This window comes from Streptococcus sp. Marseille-Q7087, assembly GCF_965111935.1.
Window position 1 is genome coordinate 1 of sequence record NZ_CBCOPJ010000001.1, and the last position, 17,500, is coordinate 17,500.

Below are 17,500 nucleotides of genomic sequence, written 5' to 3' on the forward strand. Positions count from 1 at the left end.
TTGTTGAAAGAAAAACAATTTTGGAATCAGATTTTAGAATTAGCTAAAGAGAGATTGACACGATCAATGTTTGATTTCTACGCAACACCTGCTGAATTAATAAAGGTTGAGGGAAATGTAGCTACCATATTTTTGCCAAGATCTGAAATGGAAATGGTTTGGAGTACAAAACTCAATGATATTATTGTAGCTGTCGGTTTTCAAATCTATGACACTGAAATAAAAGCTCAATATGTATTGACTAAAGAAGATTCTAATACCTCCGATATAGCAAGCAATGTTGAAAACAGTAATCATCAACAGGAAGAAATTAAAAAATCTATACCCTATTCAGAAACAGGATTAAGAGACATCTATACTTTTGATAATTTTATCCAAGGTGATGGAAATATTTGGGCTAAGTCTGCTGCTTTAGCCGTCTCGGAAGATCCTGGACTAACTTATAATCCTCTGTTTATATATGGAGGACCTGGTCTAGGGAAAACTCACTTGCTCAATGCTCTGGGTAATGAAATTCTCAAAAAAAATCCTAATGCGCGTGTAAAATATATTCCTGCTGAAAGTTTTATTAATGAATTTTTAGATCATTTAAGACTCAATGATATGGATAATTTTAAAAAAACCTATCGAAGTCTAGATCTCCTTCTTATTGATGACATTCAATCTCTTAGTGGAAATAAAGTACAAACTCAGGATGAATTTTTCAATACATTTAACAAACTTCACAGTAATAATAAACAGATCGTTTTAACGAGTGACCGTAGGCCAGAACAACTAGAAAATCTACCTGAACGACTTGTCACGCGCTTCTCATGGGGATTAACAACGGATATTACTCCACCTGATTTCGAAACTCGTATCGCTATCCTAAATAGTAAAACAGAGGATTTAGATTATCATTTTCAACCTGACACAATCGAATATTTGGCTGGCCAGTTTGATTCAAATGTACGTGAATTAGAAGGTGCCCTCAAAGATATTAGTCTTATGGCTAAAGTCAAACAAATCAACACTATAACTGTGGATATTGCATCTGAAGCTATACGTGCTCGAAAACAAAGCGTCAGCACCATGATCGTCATTCCGATTGAAAAAATCCAAGAGGAAGTCGGAAAATTTTATGATGTGAGCGTTAAGGAGATGAAGGGAACTAGACGTGTTCAGAATATTGTTCTAGCTCGCCAAGTTGCTATGTATCTAGCTAGAGAATTAACTGATAATAGCCTTCCTAAAATCGGAAAAGAATTTGGTGGTAAAGATCATACAACCGTCATTCATGCTCATGCAAAAATCAAATCTATGATTGAAACTGATGATAAATTACGTATAGAAATCGAAACCATCAAAAAGAAAATTAAATAACTTGTGGATAAGTGTTTAAAATTTTACTGATTTATTAACAAATTTTAAACAAGTATAACTTCTTGATTTTTCTAAACTAAACTTGGTTTTCCACAGATTTCACACAGCCTACTATTACTATTAACCTTCTAATAATAAAAATAAATAAAGGAGATTCCATGATTCATTTTTCTATTAATAAAAATTTATTCCTGCAATCATTAAATATTACTAAACGTGCTATTAGTTCAAAAAATGCTATTCCTGTTTTATCAACTATTAAAATTGATGTGACTAACGAAGGAATTACATTAATTGGATCAAATGGTCAAATTTCAATTGAGAATTTCATTTCTCAAAAAGATGAAAATGCAGGTCTTTTGATTAACTCTTTAGGATCAATTCTTTTAGAAGCTTCTTTCTTTATCAATGTAGTATCAAGTCTTCCAGATGTGACTCTTGATTTTAAAGAAATTGAACAACATCAGATTGTATTAACAAGTGGTAAATCAGAAATTACCCTCAAAGGAAAAGACAGTGAACAATATCCACGTATCCAGGAAATCGCTGCAAGTAATCCTTTAGTCCTTGAAACAAAACTTCTTAAGAAGATTATTAATGAAACAGCATTTGCTGCAAGTGTTCAAGAAAGCCGTCCTATCTTAACTGGTGTTCACTTTGTTTTGAGTAATCATCAAGAATTAAAAACAGTTGCAACAGACTCACATCGTCTCAGCCAGAAAAAATTAACTCTTGAGAAAAACAGTGATAATTTTGATGTGGTGATTCCAAGTCGCTCTCTACGCGAATTTTCAGCTGTTTTTACGGACGATATAGAAACAGTAGAGATTTTCTTCGCAAACAACCAAATTCTCTTTAGAAGCGAAAATATTAGCTTCTATACACGTCTCTTAGAAGGTAATTATCCTGATACAGATCGTCTGATTCCAACAGATTTTAATACGACAGTGACTTTTGATGTTGTGAATCTACGTCAATCTATGGAACGTGCACGTCTTTTATCAAGTGCTACTCAAAATGGAACTGTAAAATTAGAAATCAAACAAGGAGTGGTTACAGCACATGTAAATTCTCCAGAAGTTGGTAAAGTAAACGAAGAAATCGATACAGAAAGTGTATCTGGTGAAGATTTAACTATTAGCTTTAACCCAACTTACTTGATTGAAGCACTAAAAGCTTTGAATAGTGAAAAGGTAACAATCAGCTTCATTTCAGCAGTTCGTCCATTTACCTTGGTACCAGCTGATACAGATGAAGATTTCATGCAACTAATTACTCCAGTTCGTACAAATTAATGAAAAGAGGTTGAGCTCAGCTCGCCTCTTTTATGATATAATCGAAAATAGAAAAGGAGACTAACTATGTATCAAGTTGGAAATTTTGTTGAAATGAAAAAACCACACGCTTGTACAATCAGGTCCACTGGTAAAAAAGCGAATCGTTGGGAAATCACACGTTTAGGTGCAGATATCAAGATAAAATGCAGTAATTGTGACCATGTTGTCATGATGAGTCGTTATGATTTTGAAAGAAAAATGAGTAAAATCATCGACTAAAGGCAAGAAGTTAGAGGGTTAGCAAGTTTTCCCTTTTTGTGTTATAATATTGAAGATTGAAATGTGAACGGAGAATGAGAAATTATGGCTTTAACAGCAGGTATCGTGGGTTTGCCAAACGTTGGTAAATCAACCCTATTTAATGCAATTACAAAAGCAGGAGCAGAGGCTGCAAACTATCCATTTGCAACTATTGACCCAAACGTTGGGATGGTAGAAGTTCCAGATGAACGCCTCCAAAAATTGACTGAAATGATTACTCCTAAGAAGACAGTCCCAACAACCTTTGAATTTACAGATATTGCAGGGATTGTAAAAGGTGCGTCAAAAGGAGAAGGTCTCGGTAATAAATTCTTGGCCAATATCCGTGAAGTTGATGCCATTGTCCATGTAGTTCGTGCCTTTGATGATGAAAATGTCATGCGTGAGCAAGGGCGTGAAGATGCTTTTGTAGATCCATTAGCAGATATTGATACTATTAACCTAGAATTGATTCTTGCTGACTTAGAATCTGTGAATAAACGCTATGCGCGTGTGGAAAAGATGGCACGTACGCAAAAAGATAAGGAATCAGTTGCAGAATTTAATGTACTTCAAAAGATTAAACCAGTTCTTGAAGATGGAAAATCAGCTCGTACTATTGAATTTACAGATGAAGAGCAAAAGGTTGTCAAAGGTCTTTTCCTCTTGACCACGAAACCAGTTCTTTATGTAGCTAACGTTGATGAGGATGTGGTTGGAGACCCAGAATCTATCGATTATGTGAAGCAAATTCGTGAATTCGCAGCAACAGAAAATGCAGAGGTAGTGGTTATTTCAGCGCGTGCTGAAGAAGAAATTTCTGAGTTAGACGATGAAGATAAAAAAGAGTTTCTTGAAGCAATTGGTTTGACAGAATCAGGTGTGGACAAGTTGACTCGTGCAGCTTACCATCTATTAGGACTTGGAACTTACTTCACAGCTGGTGAAAAAGAAGTTCGTGCTTGGACCTTTAAACGTGGTATGAAAGCTCCTCAAGCAGCTGGTATCATTCACTCTGATTTCGAAAAAGGATTTATTCGTGCAGTAACTATGTCTTATGATGATTTGATTAAATACGGATCTGAAAAGGCTGTAAAAGAAGCTGGACGCTTGCGTGAAGAAGGGAAAGACTATGTCGTTCAAGATGGCGACATCATGGAATTCCGCTTTAACGTATAATCAACATTTATAATAGTGTCAATTAGGTTGGAAAAAAATTCCAACCCTTTTGGCTTTTGAAAGGAAAAATAAATGACAAAATTACTTGTGGGATTGGGAAATCCAGGGGATAAATATTTTAAAACCAAACATAATGTTGGCTTTATGCTGATTGATCAACTAGCGAAAAAACAGAATGTCACCTTTACACACGATAAGATATTCCAAGCTGAGTTAGCTTCATTTTTCCTTAATGGTGAAAAAATTTATCTAGTGAAACCAACAACTTTTATGAATGAAAGTGGGAAAGCAGTTCATGCTTTATTAACCTACTATGGTTTAGATATTGAAGATTTACTGATTATTTACGATGATCTTGACATGGAAGTAGGAAAAATTCGACTTCGCGCTAAAGGATCAGCTGGCGGTCATAATGGTATCAAGTCAATTATCCAACATATTGGTACACAGGTTTTCAATCGTGTAAAGATTGGTATCGGTAGACCTAAAAAAGGAATGTCTGTTGTTCACCACGTTTTGAGTAAATTTGACAAGGATGACTATATAGGTATTTTACAGTCTATTGACAAGGTTGACGATGCTGTAAATTATTATTTACAAGAGAAAAACTTTGAAAAAACAATGCAGAAATACAATGGGTAAGGGAATGTCATTAATCGAATTCTTTTTAGAGAACAAGCAGATACAATTATGGGGTGAACATTTATCTCTCAAGCAGAGGGAATTACTACTAGGTCTCTCTGGTTCAGCAAAGTCTTTAGCTATTGCAAGTAGTGTTAAAAATCAGAACAAGATTTTAGTAATGACATCTACTTATGGAGAAGCTGATCGTCTAGTAAATGATTTAATTTCTATCCTGGGTACTGATATGGTTTATCCATTTTTAGTAGATGATTCACCAATGGTAGAATTTTTAGTATCGTCTCAAGAAAAGATTTTTTCAAGAGTTGAAGCCTTGCGTTTTCTAAGAGATAAATCTCAAAAAGGAATACTAGTTTGTAACATGGCAGCTAGCCGTTTATTCTTACCAGATCCTCAAGTCTTTGATAACAGTGTGTTAAAACTTGAAGTTAGCGAAGAGTGTGAACAAAGAGAATTAAAAAATCAATTGATTTCACTTGGTTATAAAAAAGTTACTCAAGTTCAAAGTCAAGGTGAATTTAGTCTTCGAGGGGATATTTTAGATATCTTTGAAACTTCACAACTATCTCCTTACCGAATAGAATTTTTTGGTGATGAAATAGATGGGATTAGAGAATTTGATACTGAAACTCAATTATCAAAAGATAGTAAAACTCAAGTACTAATCTATCCAGCTAGTGATATTTTGTTAACGAATGAAGATTATCATCGTGGTCAGAAATTTTTAGAACATGAGATTGATAAAACTATTTCACCTACATTAAAGTCATATCTAGAGGAAGTCTATAGTAGTGCTAAGCAACAGAGTATCCATTCTGATATTCGCAAGTTTTTGTCTGTTTTTTATAAAAAACAATGGACACTGTTAGATTATTTACAAGAAGTACCTCTCATTTTTGATGATTATCAAAAAATCATGAACCAGTATAATATTTTCGATAAGGAAACAGCTAGCTACTTTACAGAAAATTTACATAATAGTAAAGCAGTATCAAGTTTACAATATTTTGCTGACGTAGAAAGTCGATTCAAAAAATATTTACCAGTGACTTTCTTTTCGAATTTTCAAAAAGGTCTTGGAAATCTAAAATTTGATCATCTTTATCAATTTAATCAGTATCCAATGCAAGAGTTCTTCAATCAGTTTTCTTTTTTGAAAGAGGAAATTGAACGTTATAAAAAATTAAATTATACGATTATTCTTCAGTCAAGTAGTAAAACTGAACTCAAAAAACTATCAACAATTTTAGACGAATACGAAATTCAGGTTGATAATAGTAATGGAAGTGAAATCTGTAAAGGAACTGTCAATCTTATTGAAGGAAATCTTCGTCATGGCTTTCATTTTGTAGACGAAAATCTTGTATTTATCACTGAATATGAAATTTTTAAGAAGAAGATTAAGCGTAAATATAGAAGACAAAATATCAGTAATGCTGAGCGGTTAAAGGATTATAATGAGCTACAAAAAGGAGACTACGTCGTTCATCAAATTCATGGTATTGGGCAGTATTTAGGAATCGAAACGATTGAAATCAAAGGAATTCATCGAGATTATGTGAGTATCCAATATCAAAATGGAGATCGAATTTCTATTCCTGTAGAACAAATCCAAACCTTATCTAAGTATGTTTCAAGTGATGGAAAAGCTCCAAAGCTAAATAAGTTAAATGATGGACATTTTAAAAAAGCTAAGCAAAAAGTTAAAAATCAAGTTGAAGATATTGCGGATGACTTAATTAAACTGTATGCTGAGAGGAGCCAACTGAAAGGATATGCATTTTCAAAAGATGACGAAGACCAGGTTGCTTTTGATGAGGCTTTTCCCTATGTTGAAACAGAAGATCAACTTCGAAGTATAGAAGAAATCAAAAAAGATATGCAAGCACCTCAACCAATGGATCGACTCTTAGTTGGAGATGTTGGTTTTGGTAAGACAGAAGTTGCCATGCGAGCTGCTTTTAAAGCTGTCAATGATCATAAACAGGTGGTCGTTTTAGTACCAACTACCGTTCTTGCGCAGCAACATTACAGTAATTTCAAGGAAAGATTTGAGCAATTTGCTGTAAACGTAGATGTTTTGAGTCGCTTTAGAAGTAAAAAAGAACAGACTGAAACACTTAAAAAATTGAAAAAAGGACAAGTGGACATCTTGATAGGAACTCATAGAGTTTTGTCTAAAGATGTTGAATTTGCAGATTTAGGATTGATTATCATCGATGAAGAACAACGTTTTGGTGTCAAGCATAAGGAAGCACTCAAGGAATTAAAAAAGAAGGTTGATGTCTTAACCTTGACAGCTACACCAATTCCTCGAACTCTTCATATGTCTATGCTAGGTATCCGAGATTTATCTGTCATTGAAACTCCTCCAACCAATCGATACCCTGTTCAAACCTATGTTCTTGAACAGAATAATCGTGTAATTCGTGATGCTGTGTTGAGAGAAATCGATCGTGGTGGTCAGGTTTACTATCTTTACAACAAAGTTGACACGATTGAAAAGAAGGTTTCAGAATTACAAGAACTGATTCCTGAAGCTTCTATTGGTTTTGTTCATGGTCAAATGAGTGAAATTCGTTTGGAGAATACACTACTTGATTTCATTGAAGGCGAATATGACATTTTAGTAACTACGACAATTATCGAAACAGGAGTAGATATTCCAAATGCGAATACCTTGTTTATTGAAAACGCAGATCATATGGGTTTGTCAACCTTGTATCAATTAAGAGGTCGGGTGGGTCGTAGTAACCGAATTGCTTATGCCTATCTCATGTACCGACCAGATAAATCATTGACAGAAGTTTCAGAGAAGAGATTGGAAGCTATCAAAGGGTTTACAGAATTGGGTTCTGGTTTTAAAATTGCCATGCGTGATTTATCCATTCGTGGGGCCGGAAACCTTTTAGGGAGTTCGCAGTCCGGTTTTATTGATTCGGTTGGTTTTGAATTGTATTCTCAGTTACTGGAAGAAGCTATTGCTAATAAAAATGGAACGAATAAGAAACGCGAAAAAGGAAATGCTGAGTTAATTCTACAAATTGATGCCTATCTTCCAGATGATTACATATCAGATGAGCGCCATAAAATTGAAATTTACAAGAGAATTCGTCAGATTGACAACTGTGTCAACTATGAAGAATTACAAGATGAGTTGATAGACCGATTTGGAGAATATCCAGATGTGGTTGCTTATCTTTTAGAAATTGGATTAGCCAAAGCATATCTTGATAAAGTTTTTGTCAATCGTGTTGAAAGAAGAAATAATAAACTAGTCATTCAATTTGAAAAAATATCGAAACAACTATTTTTAACCCAAGATTATTTCCAGGCTCTTTCTCAGACAAATTTGAAGGCTAATATTTCTGAAAATCAAGGTTTAATCGAAGTTGTTTTTGATATTCGAAATAAAAAAGACTATGAGATTTTAGAAGGACTCTTAACCTTTGGAGAATCATTAGCGAAGATAAAAGATTCAAAAGAGTTACATTAGGAATTACCTTTTTTCTTCTATAAAAGGGATAAAAATGGTACAATAATAATTTGAGGTATTATAAGATGAGATTAGATAAATATTTAAAAGTATCACGAATTATTAAACGCCGTACGGTGGCTAAGGAAGTTGCAGATAAAGGGCGAATTAAGGTAAATGGAATCCTTGCTAAGAGTTCAACAGATTTAAAAGTCAATGATCAGGTTGAAATTCGCTTTGGAAATAAGTTGTTACTTGTAAAGGTGCTCGAAATGAAAGATAGCACAAAAAAAGAAGATGCAGCTAGAATGTATGAAATTATCAGTGAAACAAGGGTAGAAGGCGATGTATAAAAAAATAGTCCAAATGAATAATTCATTTATTCAAAATGAACACCAACGACGTAAATACATGATGGAAGAACGTCAAAAACGTAATCGTTTTATGGGTTGGGTTTTGATTTTGATTATGTTGTTATTCATCTTACCAACTTACAATTTAGCACAAAGTTACCAACAATTGCTAACACGTCGCCAACAACTAACTGATTTGAAAAAACAATATCAGGAATTGAGCGATGAAAAGGATAAAGAAGCTAGTTTAGCAACTAAGCTAAAAGATGAATCCTATGCGGCTAAATATTCTCGAGCAAAATATTATTATTCAAAAACATGGGAAGAAGTTTATACAATTCCGGACTTGCTTCCTAGGTAATGTGAAATGGAAAATTTATTAGAGATTGTTGAACAATTTTTAAGTCAATCAGATGAAAAATTGGATGAGTTATCTCAAAAAAATCATCTGTTACGACTACAAGAAGAAGAGGGGAAAAAGAATGCGTAAATTTTTAGTGATATTACTACTTCCTATTTTCCTAAAAAGTGTTCAAGTAGTAAGCACTGAGAATCCAGTTATCATTCCAAAACAAGAAGTTTATTCCTTAACCCATGCTTCGTATCATTTTTATTATCAAGATATTATAGAATCTCCAAAATTTTATGGTGAAACACCTGTTTATTCTACAGAAGACTTGATTAAAGAATCAGGGAAAGTCAATGCAGAAACAAAATTGTCTGTTTTAGAATGGCGATTAAATAAACAAGGACAGCCTGTTTTCAAATTGTCTAATAATCAATTTGTGATGGCTGATAAACGACTTTTATACGATAGTTCAATCGTTAATAATTTCCCAAAACGAGTGTGGTTAGAACCAGGATTTGTTGTCTATAATAGTCCTTATGATCAACAAGAATTAAAGTCTACGTTAGTACCTTATCAAGAAGTTGAAGCAGATATGTCTGTTTTTGCTGAAGGTCGTGAATTCTTACATATCAAACAAGCTGGTTGGGTTTCGACGGATTATATTTCCAATGATGATAATCGTATCCAGAAAGTACAAGAGTTACTATCTGCAAATTATCAAAATGAACAGTTTTCTATTTATGTGAAACAATTGAGTACAGGTCAGGAAGCTGGGATTAACGAAAATCAAAAAATGTACGCTGCTAGTGTTATGAAATTGCCTTATCTTTATTATGTTCAGGAAAGAATTAATCAAGGTGATTATCAACTTGACACGAAATTAAAGTATGTTTCTGAAGTTAATGATTTCCCTGGATCATACAAACCAGAAGGAAGTGGAAGTCTCTCTAAAACAGCTGATAATAAAGAATACACTATCAAAGATTTAATTACAAAAACAGCGAAAGAATCTGACAATGTGGCTCATAATATTCTTGGTTATTATATTACCAATAAATCAGATGACGTCTTCAAAAAAGAGATGACTAGGGTTGCTGGTAATGAATGGGATGTAAATGATAAGTTAGCTTCAGCTAAAATGGCTGGGCAAGTTATGGAATCTATTTATAATCAAAATGGTTTTGTTTTAGAATCGCTATCACAGACTTCTTTTGATAATCAACGTATTGCTAAAAATATTTCTGCTAAGGTAGCTCATAAAATTGGGGATGCAGATGAATTTAAACATGATGTGGCAGTAGTCTATACAGATTCTCCTTTCGTGATTTCAATCTTTACCAAAAATTCTGATTATGATACTATTTCTAAAATTGCTAAGGATGTCTACGAGGTCCTAAAATGAGAGACCGAGATTTTTTAAATCATTTTCTAGAAAAAGGTTATTTTGAAAAACATTCAAGCGTTGTGCTAGCCTTGTCTGGTGGGTTGGATTCGATGTTTCTCTTTCATCTTCTTTCAACCTATCAAGAAGAACTCGGGATTGAATTATTTTTAGCTCATGTGAATCATAAACAACGACCAGAATCAGATATTGAAGAACATGAATTAAGAAAACTGGCAGAACAAGTTGGAGTTCCAATTTATGTAGCTTGTTTTACTGGAAATTTTTCAGAAGCAAATGCTCGTCAATTTCGCTATGAATTTTTTAGAAAGGTAATGGCGAAAACGTCATCTACAGTTCTTGTAACAGCTCATCATGCAGATGATCAGGCTGAAACAATTTTTATGCGATTAATTCGAGGTGTTAGGTTACAACACTTATCTGCCATCAAAGAAATACAAGAGTTTGATAAGGGAGAGTTGATTCGTCCTTTGCTATCTTTTTATAAGAAGGATTTTCCTGAAATCAAGCATTTTGAAGATGCAACGAATAAAGAAAATCACTATTTTCGCAATCGTATTCGAAATCTCTATCTACCACAATTAGAAACAGAAAATACTCAGATAAAAAAGGCATTTTTAGAGTTTGGGAAAGAAGTATCAGATTATCAGATTGCTCTGGCTGAATTTTCTCAAACGATTGATGTAGAAGATTTAACCCAATTTCTATCGTTTTCAGAAGCAACACAGCGAGTTTTACTACAACAATATCTTAGTAGTTTTCCAGATTTAAATATTACAAGAGAACAGTTTCAAGAAATCCATCATATTTTAAGGACCAGAAGTCAATATCATCATCATTTAAAAAATGGTTATGAACTTGTAAAAGAATATCAACACTTTCAAATTTGTAAAATCAGACCAAAGTCTGATGAAAAAAGTAGTAAGTGTGTGTTAGACTATCAGAATCAAGTTCATTTTGAAGGTTATCTGTTTTCATTTGGAATTCCTCTAGAAGGTAAAAATATTCAAAAAATCAATGTTTCTCGTGAAACATCATTGATTTTACGTCATCGACAACCAGGTGATTATTTGATAAAAAATGGTCATCGAAAAAAATTAAGACGACTTTTTATTGATTTAAAAATTCCTACAGAAAAACGGGGAAATGCTATTATCGTTGAGCAATTCGGACAAATTTGTTCAATTTTAGGAATTGAACTCAGTGATTTGAGTATAAAAATGAAAAATGATATAATGAACACTATACTTTATATAGAAAAAATAGATAGGTAAAATCATGTTAGAACAAGATATCAAGAAGATTTTGATTTCACAAGATGAAATTACAGAAGCTGCTAAGAAATTAGGTGCTCAATTAACAAAAGATTATGAAGGGAAAAATCCAATTTTAGTTGGAATTCTAAAAGGATCTATTCCTTTCATGGCAGAATTAGTTAAATATATCGACACTCATCTTGAAATGGATTTTATGATGGTTTCCAGTTACCATGGAGGTACTGTAAGTAGCGGTGTTATCAATATCAAACAAGATGTAACTCAAGATATTAAAGGTAGACATGTTGTTTTTGTGGAAGATATTATCGACACTGGTCAAACTTTGAAAAGTTTGAGAGATATGTTTACTGCTAGAGAAGCGGCATCTGTTAAGATTGTTACAATGCTTGATAAACCAGAAGGCCGTACTGTAGAAATCGAAGCAGACTACACATGTTTTACTATTCCAAATGAATTTGTTGTAGGCTACGGTTTAGACTATAATGAAAATTATCGTAACCTTCCTTATGTAGGTGTATTGAAAGAGGAAGTTTACTCAAAATAGAAGGGTAAGTTGTTGAATGCAAAAGCAAAATAATGGTTTTATAAAAAATCCATTTCTTTATTTGTTGATGATTTTCTTGCTAGTGACGGGATTCCAGTACTTCTTTGCTGGAAGGGCTGCAGGACATAGTCAACAAATTAAATACTCAGAATTGGTGCAGGAAATCACTAATGACAATGTAAAAGAAATGACCTACCAACCAAGTGGTAGTGTTATCGAAGTGTCTGGTGTCTATAAAACTGCTAAAACAGAAAAACCGGAAACAGGTATTCAGTTTTTCACACCATCTGCAACAAAAGTAGAAAAATTTACAAGTATTATTCTTCCATCGGATACTACTGTAGCAGATTTGCAAAAATTAGCTGGGGAACACCAAACACAAATTGAAGTGAAACATGAAAGCTCAAGTGGTATGTGGATCAATATCCTAGTTTCAGTAGTACCATTTGCCATTTTATTCTTCTTCCTATTTTCTATGATGGGAAATATGGGAGGAAATAGCGGACGTAATCCGATGAGCTTTGGACGCAATAAAGCTAAGGCTGCTAATAAAGAAGATATCAAAGTACGCTTTTCAGATGTAGCCGGAGCAGAAGAAGAAAAACAAGAACTTGTTGAAGTTGTTGAATTTTTGAAAGATCCAAAACGCTTTACAAAATTAGGTGCCCGTATCCCGGCTGGTGTTCTCTTAGAAGGACCTCCGGGAACTGGTAAAACATTGCTAGCTAAAGCAGTGGCAGGAGAAGCTGGCGTACCATTCTTTAGTATTTCAGGTTCTGACTTCGTAGAAATGTTCGTCGGTGTCGGTGCAAGCCGTGTACGTTCACTTTTTGAGGATGCTAAAAAAGCAGCACCAGCTATTATCTTTATCGATGAAATCGATGCCGTTGGTCGCCAACGTGGTGTCGGTCTTGGTGGGGGTAATGATGAACGTGAACAAACTTTGAACCAACTCTTGATTGAGATGGATGGTTTTGAAGGAAATGAAGGAATTATCGTTATTGCGGCAACAAACCGTTCAGATGTTCTTGATCCAGCCCTTCTCCGTCCAGGACGATTTGACAGAAAAGTGTTAGTAGGTCGTCCAGATGTTAAGGGACGCGAAGCGATTCTGAAAGTCCACGCTAGAAATAAACCGTTAGCAGAAGATGTAGACTTGAAGTTGGTGGCGCAACAAACTCCAGGCTTTGTTGGGGCTGATTTGGAAAATGTGTTGAACGAAGCAGCTTTAGTTGCAGCTCGTCGCAATAAATCAGTGATTGATGCTTCTGATATTGATGAGGCAGAAGATCGTGTTATCGCTGGACCATCTAAGAAAGATAAAACTGTTTCACAAAAAGAACGTGAAATGGTTGCCTACCACGAAGCAGGACATACTATTGTTGGTTTGGTCCTATCAAACGCACGTGTAGTGCATAAAGTGACAATCGTTCCTCGTGGTCGTGCGGGTGGTTACATGATTGCTCTTCCAAAAGAAGATCAAATGCTACTATCCAAAGAAGATATGAAAGAACAATTAGCTGGTTTGATGGGTGGACGTGTTGCTGAAGAAATTATCTTTAATGTACAAACAACAGGTGCATCAAACGACTTTGAACAAGCTACACAGATGGCGCGTGCTATGGTTACTGAGTATGGTATGAGTGAAAAGCTTGGACCTGTTCAATATGAGGGCAATCATGCAATGTTTGGTGCTCAATCTCCACAAAAATCTATTTCAGAGCGTACAGCTTATGAAATTGATGAAGAAGTTCGTGCATTGTTGAATGAGGCACGCAATAAAGCTGCTGAAATTATTCAATCAAATCGAGAAACACACAAACTTATTGCGGAAGCCTTATTGAAATATGAAACATTGGATAGTACACAAATCAAATCTCTTTATGAAACAGGGAAAATGCCTGAATCAGTAGAGGAGGAATCACGTGCTCTATCATATGATGAAGTCAAATCAAAAATGGCTGAAGAAAACTAAAATATTAGTAGACTAGATACAAGAGAGGGTAACATTATATCCTCTCTTTCTTATTATAAAAATCAATCTATGAAAAGATAGTAAAAAATATCAGAAAAAATAATCTCAAGTTCTTGACAAGCGCTAAAAAGTAGGTATAATAGAAAGAGTTGAAAAACTCAAGGTCCGTTGGTCAAGGGGTTAAGACACCGCCTTTTCACGGCGGTAACACGGGTTCGAATCCCGTACGGACTATGGGTGTATCGCGGTTAAGGTTGATAGGATTTAAAAAAAGTTAAAAAACCTGTTGACAGAGAAAACTGACTGTGATATACTAATATAGTTGTCGCAAGCGCGACAAAGACCTTTGAAAACTGAACAAGACGAACCAATGTGCAGGGCACTATAACTGAAGGTTATAGTACTGAACAATGAAAAAACAATAAATCTGTCAGTGACAGAAATGAGTGAGAACTCAAACTTTTAATGAGAGTTTGATCCTGGCTCAGGATGAACGCTGGCGGCGTGCCTAATACATGCAAGTAGAACGCTGAAGCTTGGTGCTTGCACCGAGCGGATGAGTTGCGAACGGGTGAGTAACGCGTAGGTAACCTGCCTGGTAGCGGGGGATAACTATTGGAAACGATAGCTAATACCGCATGACAACAGTTATTGCATGATAGCTGTTTAAAAGGGGCAATTGCTCCACTACCAGATGGACCTGCGTTGTATTAGCTAGTTGGTGGGGTAACGGCTCACCAAGGCGACGATACATAGCCGACCTGAGAGGGTGATCGGCCACACTGGGACTGAGACACGGCCCAGACTCCTACGGGAGGCAGCAGTAGGGAATCTTCGGCAATGGACGGAAGTCTGACCGAGCAACGCCGCGTGAGTGAAGAAGGTTTTCGGATCGTAAAGCTCTGTTGTAAGAGAAGAACGAGTGTGAGAGTGGAAAGTTCACACTGTGACGGTATCTTACCAGAAAGGGACGGCTAACTACGTGCCAGCAGCCGCGGTAATACGTAGGTCCCGAGCGTTATCCGGATTTATTGGGCGTAAAGCGAGCGCAGGCGGTTAGATAAGTCTGAAGTTAAAGGCTGTGGCTTAACCATAGTACGCTTTGGAAACTGTTTAACTTGAGTGCAAGAGGGGAGAGTGGAATTCCATGTGTAGCGGTGAAATGCGTAGATATATGGAGGAACACCGGTGGCGAAAGCGGCTCTCTGGCTTGTAACTGACGCTGAGGCTCGAAAGCGTGGGGAGCAAACAGGATTAGATACCCTGGTAGTCCACGCCGTAAACGATGAGTGCTAGGTGTTAGACCCTTTCCGGGGTTTAGTGCCGTAGCTAACGCATTAAGCACTCCGCCTGGGGAGTACGACCGCAAGGTTGAAACTCAAAGGAATTGACGGGGGCCCGCACAAGCGGTGGAGCATGTGGTTTAATTCGAAGCAACGCGAAGAACCTTACCAGGTCTTGACATCCCTCTGACCGCTCTAGAGATAGAGTTTTCCTTCGGGACAGAGGTGACAGGTGGTGCATGGTTGTCGTCAGCTCGTGTCGTGAGATGTTGGGTTAAGTCCCGCAACGAGCGCAACCCCTATTGTTAGTTGCCATCATTCAGTTGGGCACTCTAGCGAGACTGCCGGTAATAAACCGGAGGAAGGTGGGGATGACGTCAAATCATCATGCCCCTTATGACCTGGGCTACACACGTGCTACAATGGCTGGTACAACGAGTCGCAAGTCGGTGACGGCAAGCTAATCTCTTAAAGCCAGTCTCAGTTCGGATTGTAGGCTGCAACTCGCCTACATGAAGTCGGAATCGCTAGTAATCGCGGATCAGCACGCCGCGGTGAATACGTTCCCGGGCCTTGTACACACCGCCCGTCACACCACGAGAGTTTGTAACACCCGAAGTCGGTGAGGTAACCATTTGGAGCCAGCCGCCTAAGGTGGGATAGATGATTGGGGTGAAGTCGTAACAAGGTAGCCGTATCGGAAGGTGCGGCTGGATCACCTCCTTTCTAAGGATAAGGAATGCACATTGGTCTTGTTTAGTCTTGAGAGGTCTTGTGGGGCCTTAGCTCAGCTGGGAGAGCGCCTGCTTTGCACGCAGGAGGTCAGCGGTTCGATCCCGCTAGGCTCCATTGGTGAGAGATCACCAAGTAATGCACATTGAAAATTGAATATCTATATCAAATAGTAACAAGAAAATAAACCGAAAACGCTGTAGTATTAATAAGAGTTTATGACTGAAAGGTCAAAAAAATAAGGTTAAGTTAATAAGGGCGCACGGTGGATGCCTTGGCACTAGGAGCCGAAGAAGGACGTGACAAACGACGATATGCCTTGGGTAGCTGTAAGTAAGCGATGATCCAGGGATTTCCGAATGGGGGAACCCAACAGGTACTACCTGTTACCCATATCTGTTAAGGATATGAGGAGGAAGACGCAGTGAACTGAAACATCTAAGTAGCTGCAGGAAGAGAAAGCAAAAGCGATTGCCTTAGTAGCGGCGAGCGAAACGGCAGGAGGGCAAACCGAAGAGTTTACTCTTCGGGGTTGTAGGACTGCAATGTGGACTCAAAGATTATAGAAGAATGATATGGGAAGATCAGCCAAAGAGAGTGAGAGCCTCGTATTCAAAATAGTCTTTGTACCTAGCAGTATCCTGAGTACGGCGGGACACGTGAAATCCCGTCGGAATCTGGGAGGACCATCTCCCAACCCTAAATACTCCCTAGTGACCGATAGTGAACCAGTACCGTGAGGGAAAGGTGAAAAGCACCCCGGGAGGGGAGTGAAATAGAACCTGAAACCGTGTGCCTACAACAAGTTCGAGCCCGTTAATGGGTGAGAGCGTGCCTTTTGTAGAATGAACCGGCGAGTTACGATATGATGCGAGGTTAAGTTGAAGAGACGGAGCCGTAGGGAAACCGAGTCTGAATAGGGCGCTTTAGTATCATGTCGTAGACCCGAAACCATGTGACCTACCCATGAGCAGGTTGAAGGTGCGGTAAGACGCACTGGAGGACCGAACCAGGGCACGTTGAAAAGTGCTTGGATGACTTGTGGGTAGCGGAGAAATTCCAAACGAACTTGGAGATAGCTGGTTCTCTCCGAAATAGCTTTAGGGCTAGCGTCGACATAAAGATTCTTGGAGGTAGAGCACTGTTTGGGTGAGGGGTCCATCCCGGATTACCAATCTCAGATAAACTCCGAATGCCAATGAATTATGGTCGGCAGTCAGACTGCGAGTGCTAAGATCCGTAGTCGAAAGGGAAACAGCCCAGACCACCAGCTAAGGTCCCAAAATAATTGTTAAGTGGAAAAGGATGTGGGGTTGCACAGACAACTAGGATGTTAGCTTAGAAGCAGCT

13 protein-coding genes, 2 tRNA genes and 2 rRNA genes (1 of these 17 cut by a window edge) are annotated in these 17,500 nt (G+C 37.0%); all 17 read left to right on the forward strand.

Annotation, left to right across the window (positions count from 1 at the left end; translation table 11 throughout):
- On the forward strand, nucleotides 1-1,362 hold a 1,362-nt coding region (gene dnaA, locus ACWPVF_RS00005), incomplete at its 5' end, for a chromosomal replication initiator protein DnaA (RefSeq protein WP_454383946.1).
- A 158-nt stretch (nucleotides 1,363-1,520) separates the two neighbouring features.
- Complete coding sequence (dnaN, locus tag ACWPVF_RS00010; RefSeq protein WP_004250934.1) at nucleotides 1,521-2,657, forward strand: DNA polymerase III subunit beta; 1,137 nt, start codon at nucleotides 1,521-1,523, stop codon at nucleotides 2,655-2,657.
- A 66-nt stretch (nucleotides 2,658-2,723) separates the two neighbouring features.
- Entirely contained in the window at nucleotides 2,724-2,918 is a 195-nt protein-coding gene (locus ACWPVF_RS00015) for a DUF951 domain-containing protein (RefSeq protein WP_454383948.1), read from the forward strand.
- A gap of 84 nt (nucleotides 2,919-3,002) precedes the next feature.
- On the forward strand, nucleotides 3,003-4,118 hold the full coding sequence (gene ychF / locus ACWPVF_RS00020; RefSeq protein ID WP_454383950.1) for a redox-regulated ATPase YchF: 1,116 nt from the start codon (nucleotides 3,003-3,005) through the stop codon (nucleotides 4,116-4,118).
- A 72-nt stretch (nucleotides 4,119-4,190) separates the two neighbouring features.
- Nucleotides 4,191-4,760 carry an aminoacyl-tRNA hydrolase gene (pth, locus tag ACWPVF_RS00025; RefSeq protein WP_454383952.1) on the forward strand — a complete coding sequence of 190 codons (570 nt, stop codon included), beginning with the start codon at nucleotides 4,191-4,193 and terminating at the stop codon, nucleotides 4,758-4,760.
- The gene (gene mfd / locus ACWPVF_RS00030) at nucleotides 4,753-8,256 is read left to right on the forward strand and encodes a transcription-repair coupling factor (protein WP_454385763.1); all 3,504 of its coding nucleotides are present in this window, start codon (nucleotides 4,753-4,755) and stop codon (nucleotides 8,254-8,256) included. Before pth ends, mfd begins: the two co-directional genes overlap by 8 nt.
- Before the next feature lie 65 nt (nucleotides 8,257-8,321).
- Nucleotides 8,322-8,588 (forward strand): RNA-binding S4 domain-containing protein, encoded by a 267-nt coding sequence (locus ACWPVF_RS00035; protein ID WP_454383954.1) that lies wholly within the window; start codon nucleotides 8,322-8,324, stop codon nucleotides 8,586-8,588.
- A complete protein-coding gene (locus ACWPVF_RS00040) occupies nucleotides 8,581-8,949 on the forward strand; it encodes a septum formation initiator family protein (protein WP_016466544.1) in 369 nt (122 codons plus the stop codon). The genes ACWPVF_RS00035 and ACWPVF_RS00040 overlap by 8 nt, the downstream gene beginning before the upstream one ends.
- A 6-nt stretch (nucleotides 8,950-8,955) precedes the next feature.
- Nucleotides 8,956-9,078: an SP_0009 family protein gene (locus ACWPVF_RS00045; protein WP_269479226.1), complete on the forward strand. Its 123-nt coding sequence runs from the start codon at nucleotides 8,956-8,958 to the stop codon at nucleotides 9,076-9,078.
- Complete coding sequence (locus tag ACWPVF_RS00050) at nucleotides 9,071-10,339, forward strand: serine hydrolase (RefSeq protein WP_454383957.1); 1,269 nt, start codon at nucleotides 9,071-9,073, stop codon at nucleotides 10,337-10,339. Before ACWPVF_RS00045 ends, ACWPVF_RS00050 begins: the two co-directional genes overlap by 8 nt.
- Complete coding sequence (gene tilS, locus ACWPVF_RS00055) at nucleotides 10,336-11,613, forward strand: tRNA lysidine(34) synthetase TilS (protein ID WP_454383959.1); 1,278 nt, start codon at nucleotides 10,336-10,338, stop codon at nucleotides 11,611-11,613. Before ACWPVF_RS00050 ends, tilS begins: the two co-directional genes overlap by 4 nt.
- Nucleotides 11,614-11,617: 4 nt before the next feature.
- Nucleotides 11,618-12,160 (forward strand): hypoxanthine phosphoribosyltransferase, encoded by a 543-nt coding sequence (gene hpt, locus ACWPVF_RS00060; RefSeq protein WP_006150551.1) that lies wholly within the window; start codon nucleotides 11,618-11,620, stop codon nucleotides 12,158-12,160.
- A 16-nt stretch (nucleotides 12,161-12,176) separates the two neighbouring features.
- On the forward strand, nucleotides 12,177-14,135 hold the full coding sequence (gene ftsH, locus ACWPVF_RS00065) for an ATP-dependent zinc metalloprotease FtsH (protein ID WP_045613234.1): 1,959 nt from the start codon (nucleotides 12,177-12,179) through the stop codon (nucleotides 14,133-14,135).
- A gap of 162 nt (nucleotides 14,136-14,297) precedes the next feature.
- Nucleotides 14,298-14,369 (forward strand) — tRNA-Glu (locus tag ACWPVF_RS00070).
- Nucleotides 14,370-14,596: 227 nt separating this feature from the next.
- Nucleotides 14,597-16,144, forward strand: a 16S ribosomal RNA gene (locus tag ACWPVF_RS00075).
- Between the two features lie 50 nt (nucleotides 16,145-16,194).
- Nucleotides 16,195-16,267: transfer RNA gene (locus ACWPVF_RS00080), tRNA-Ala, on the forward strand.
- A gap of 125 nt (nucleotides 16,268-16,392) precedes the next feature.
- Nucleotides 16,393-17,500 (forward strand): 23S ribosomal RNA (locus ACWPVF_RS00085) (it continues 1,794 nt past the right edge of the window).
- Together the 16S and 23S rRNA genes with 2 tRNA genes alongside form the textbook arrangement of a ribosomal RNA operon.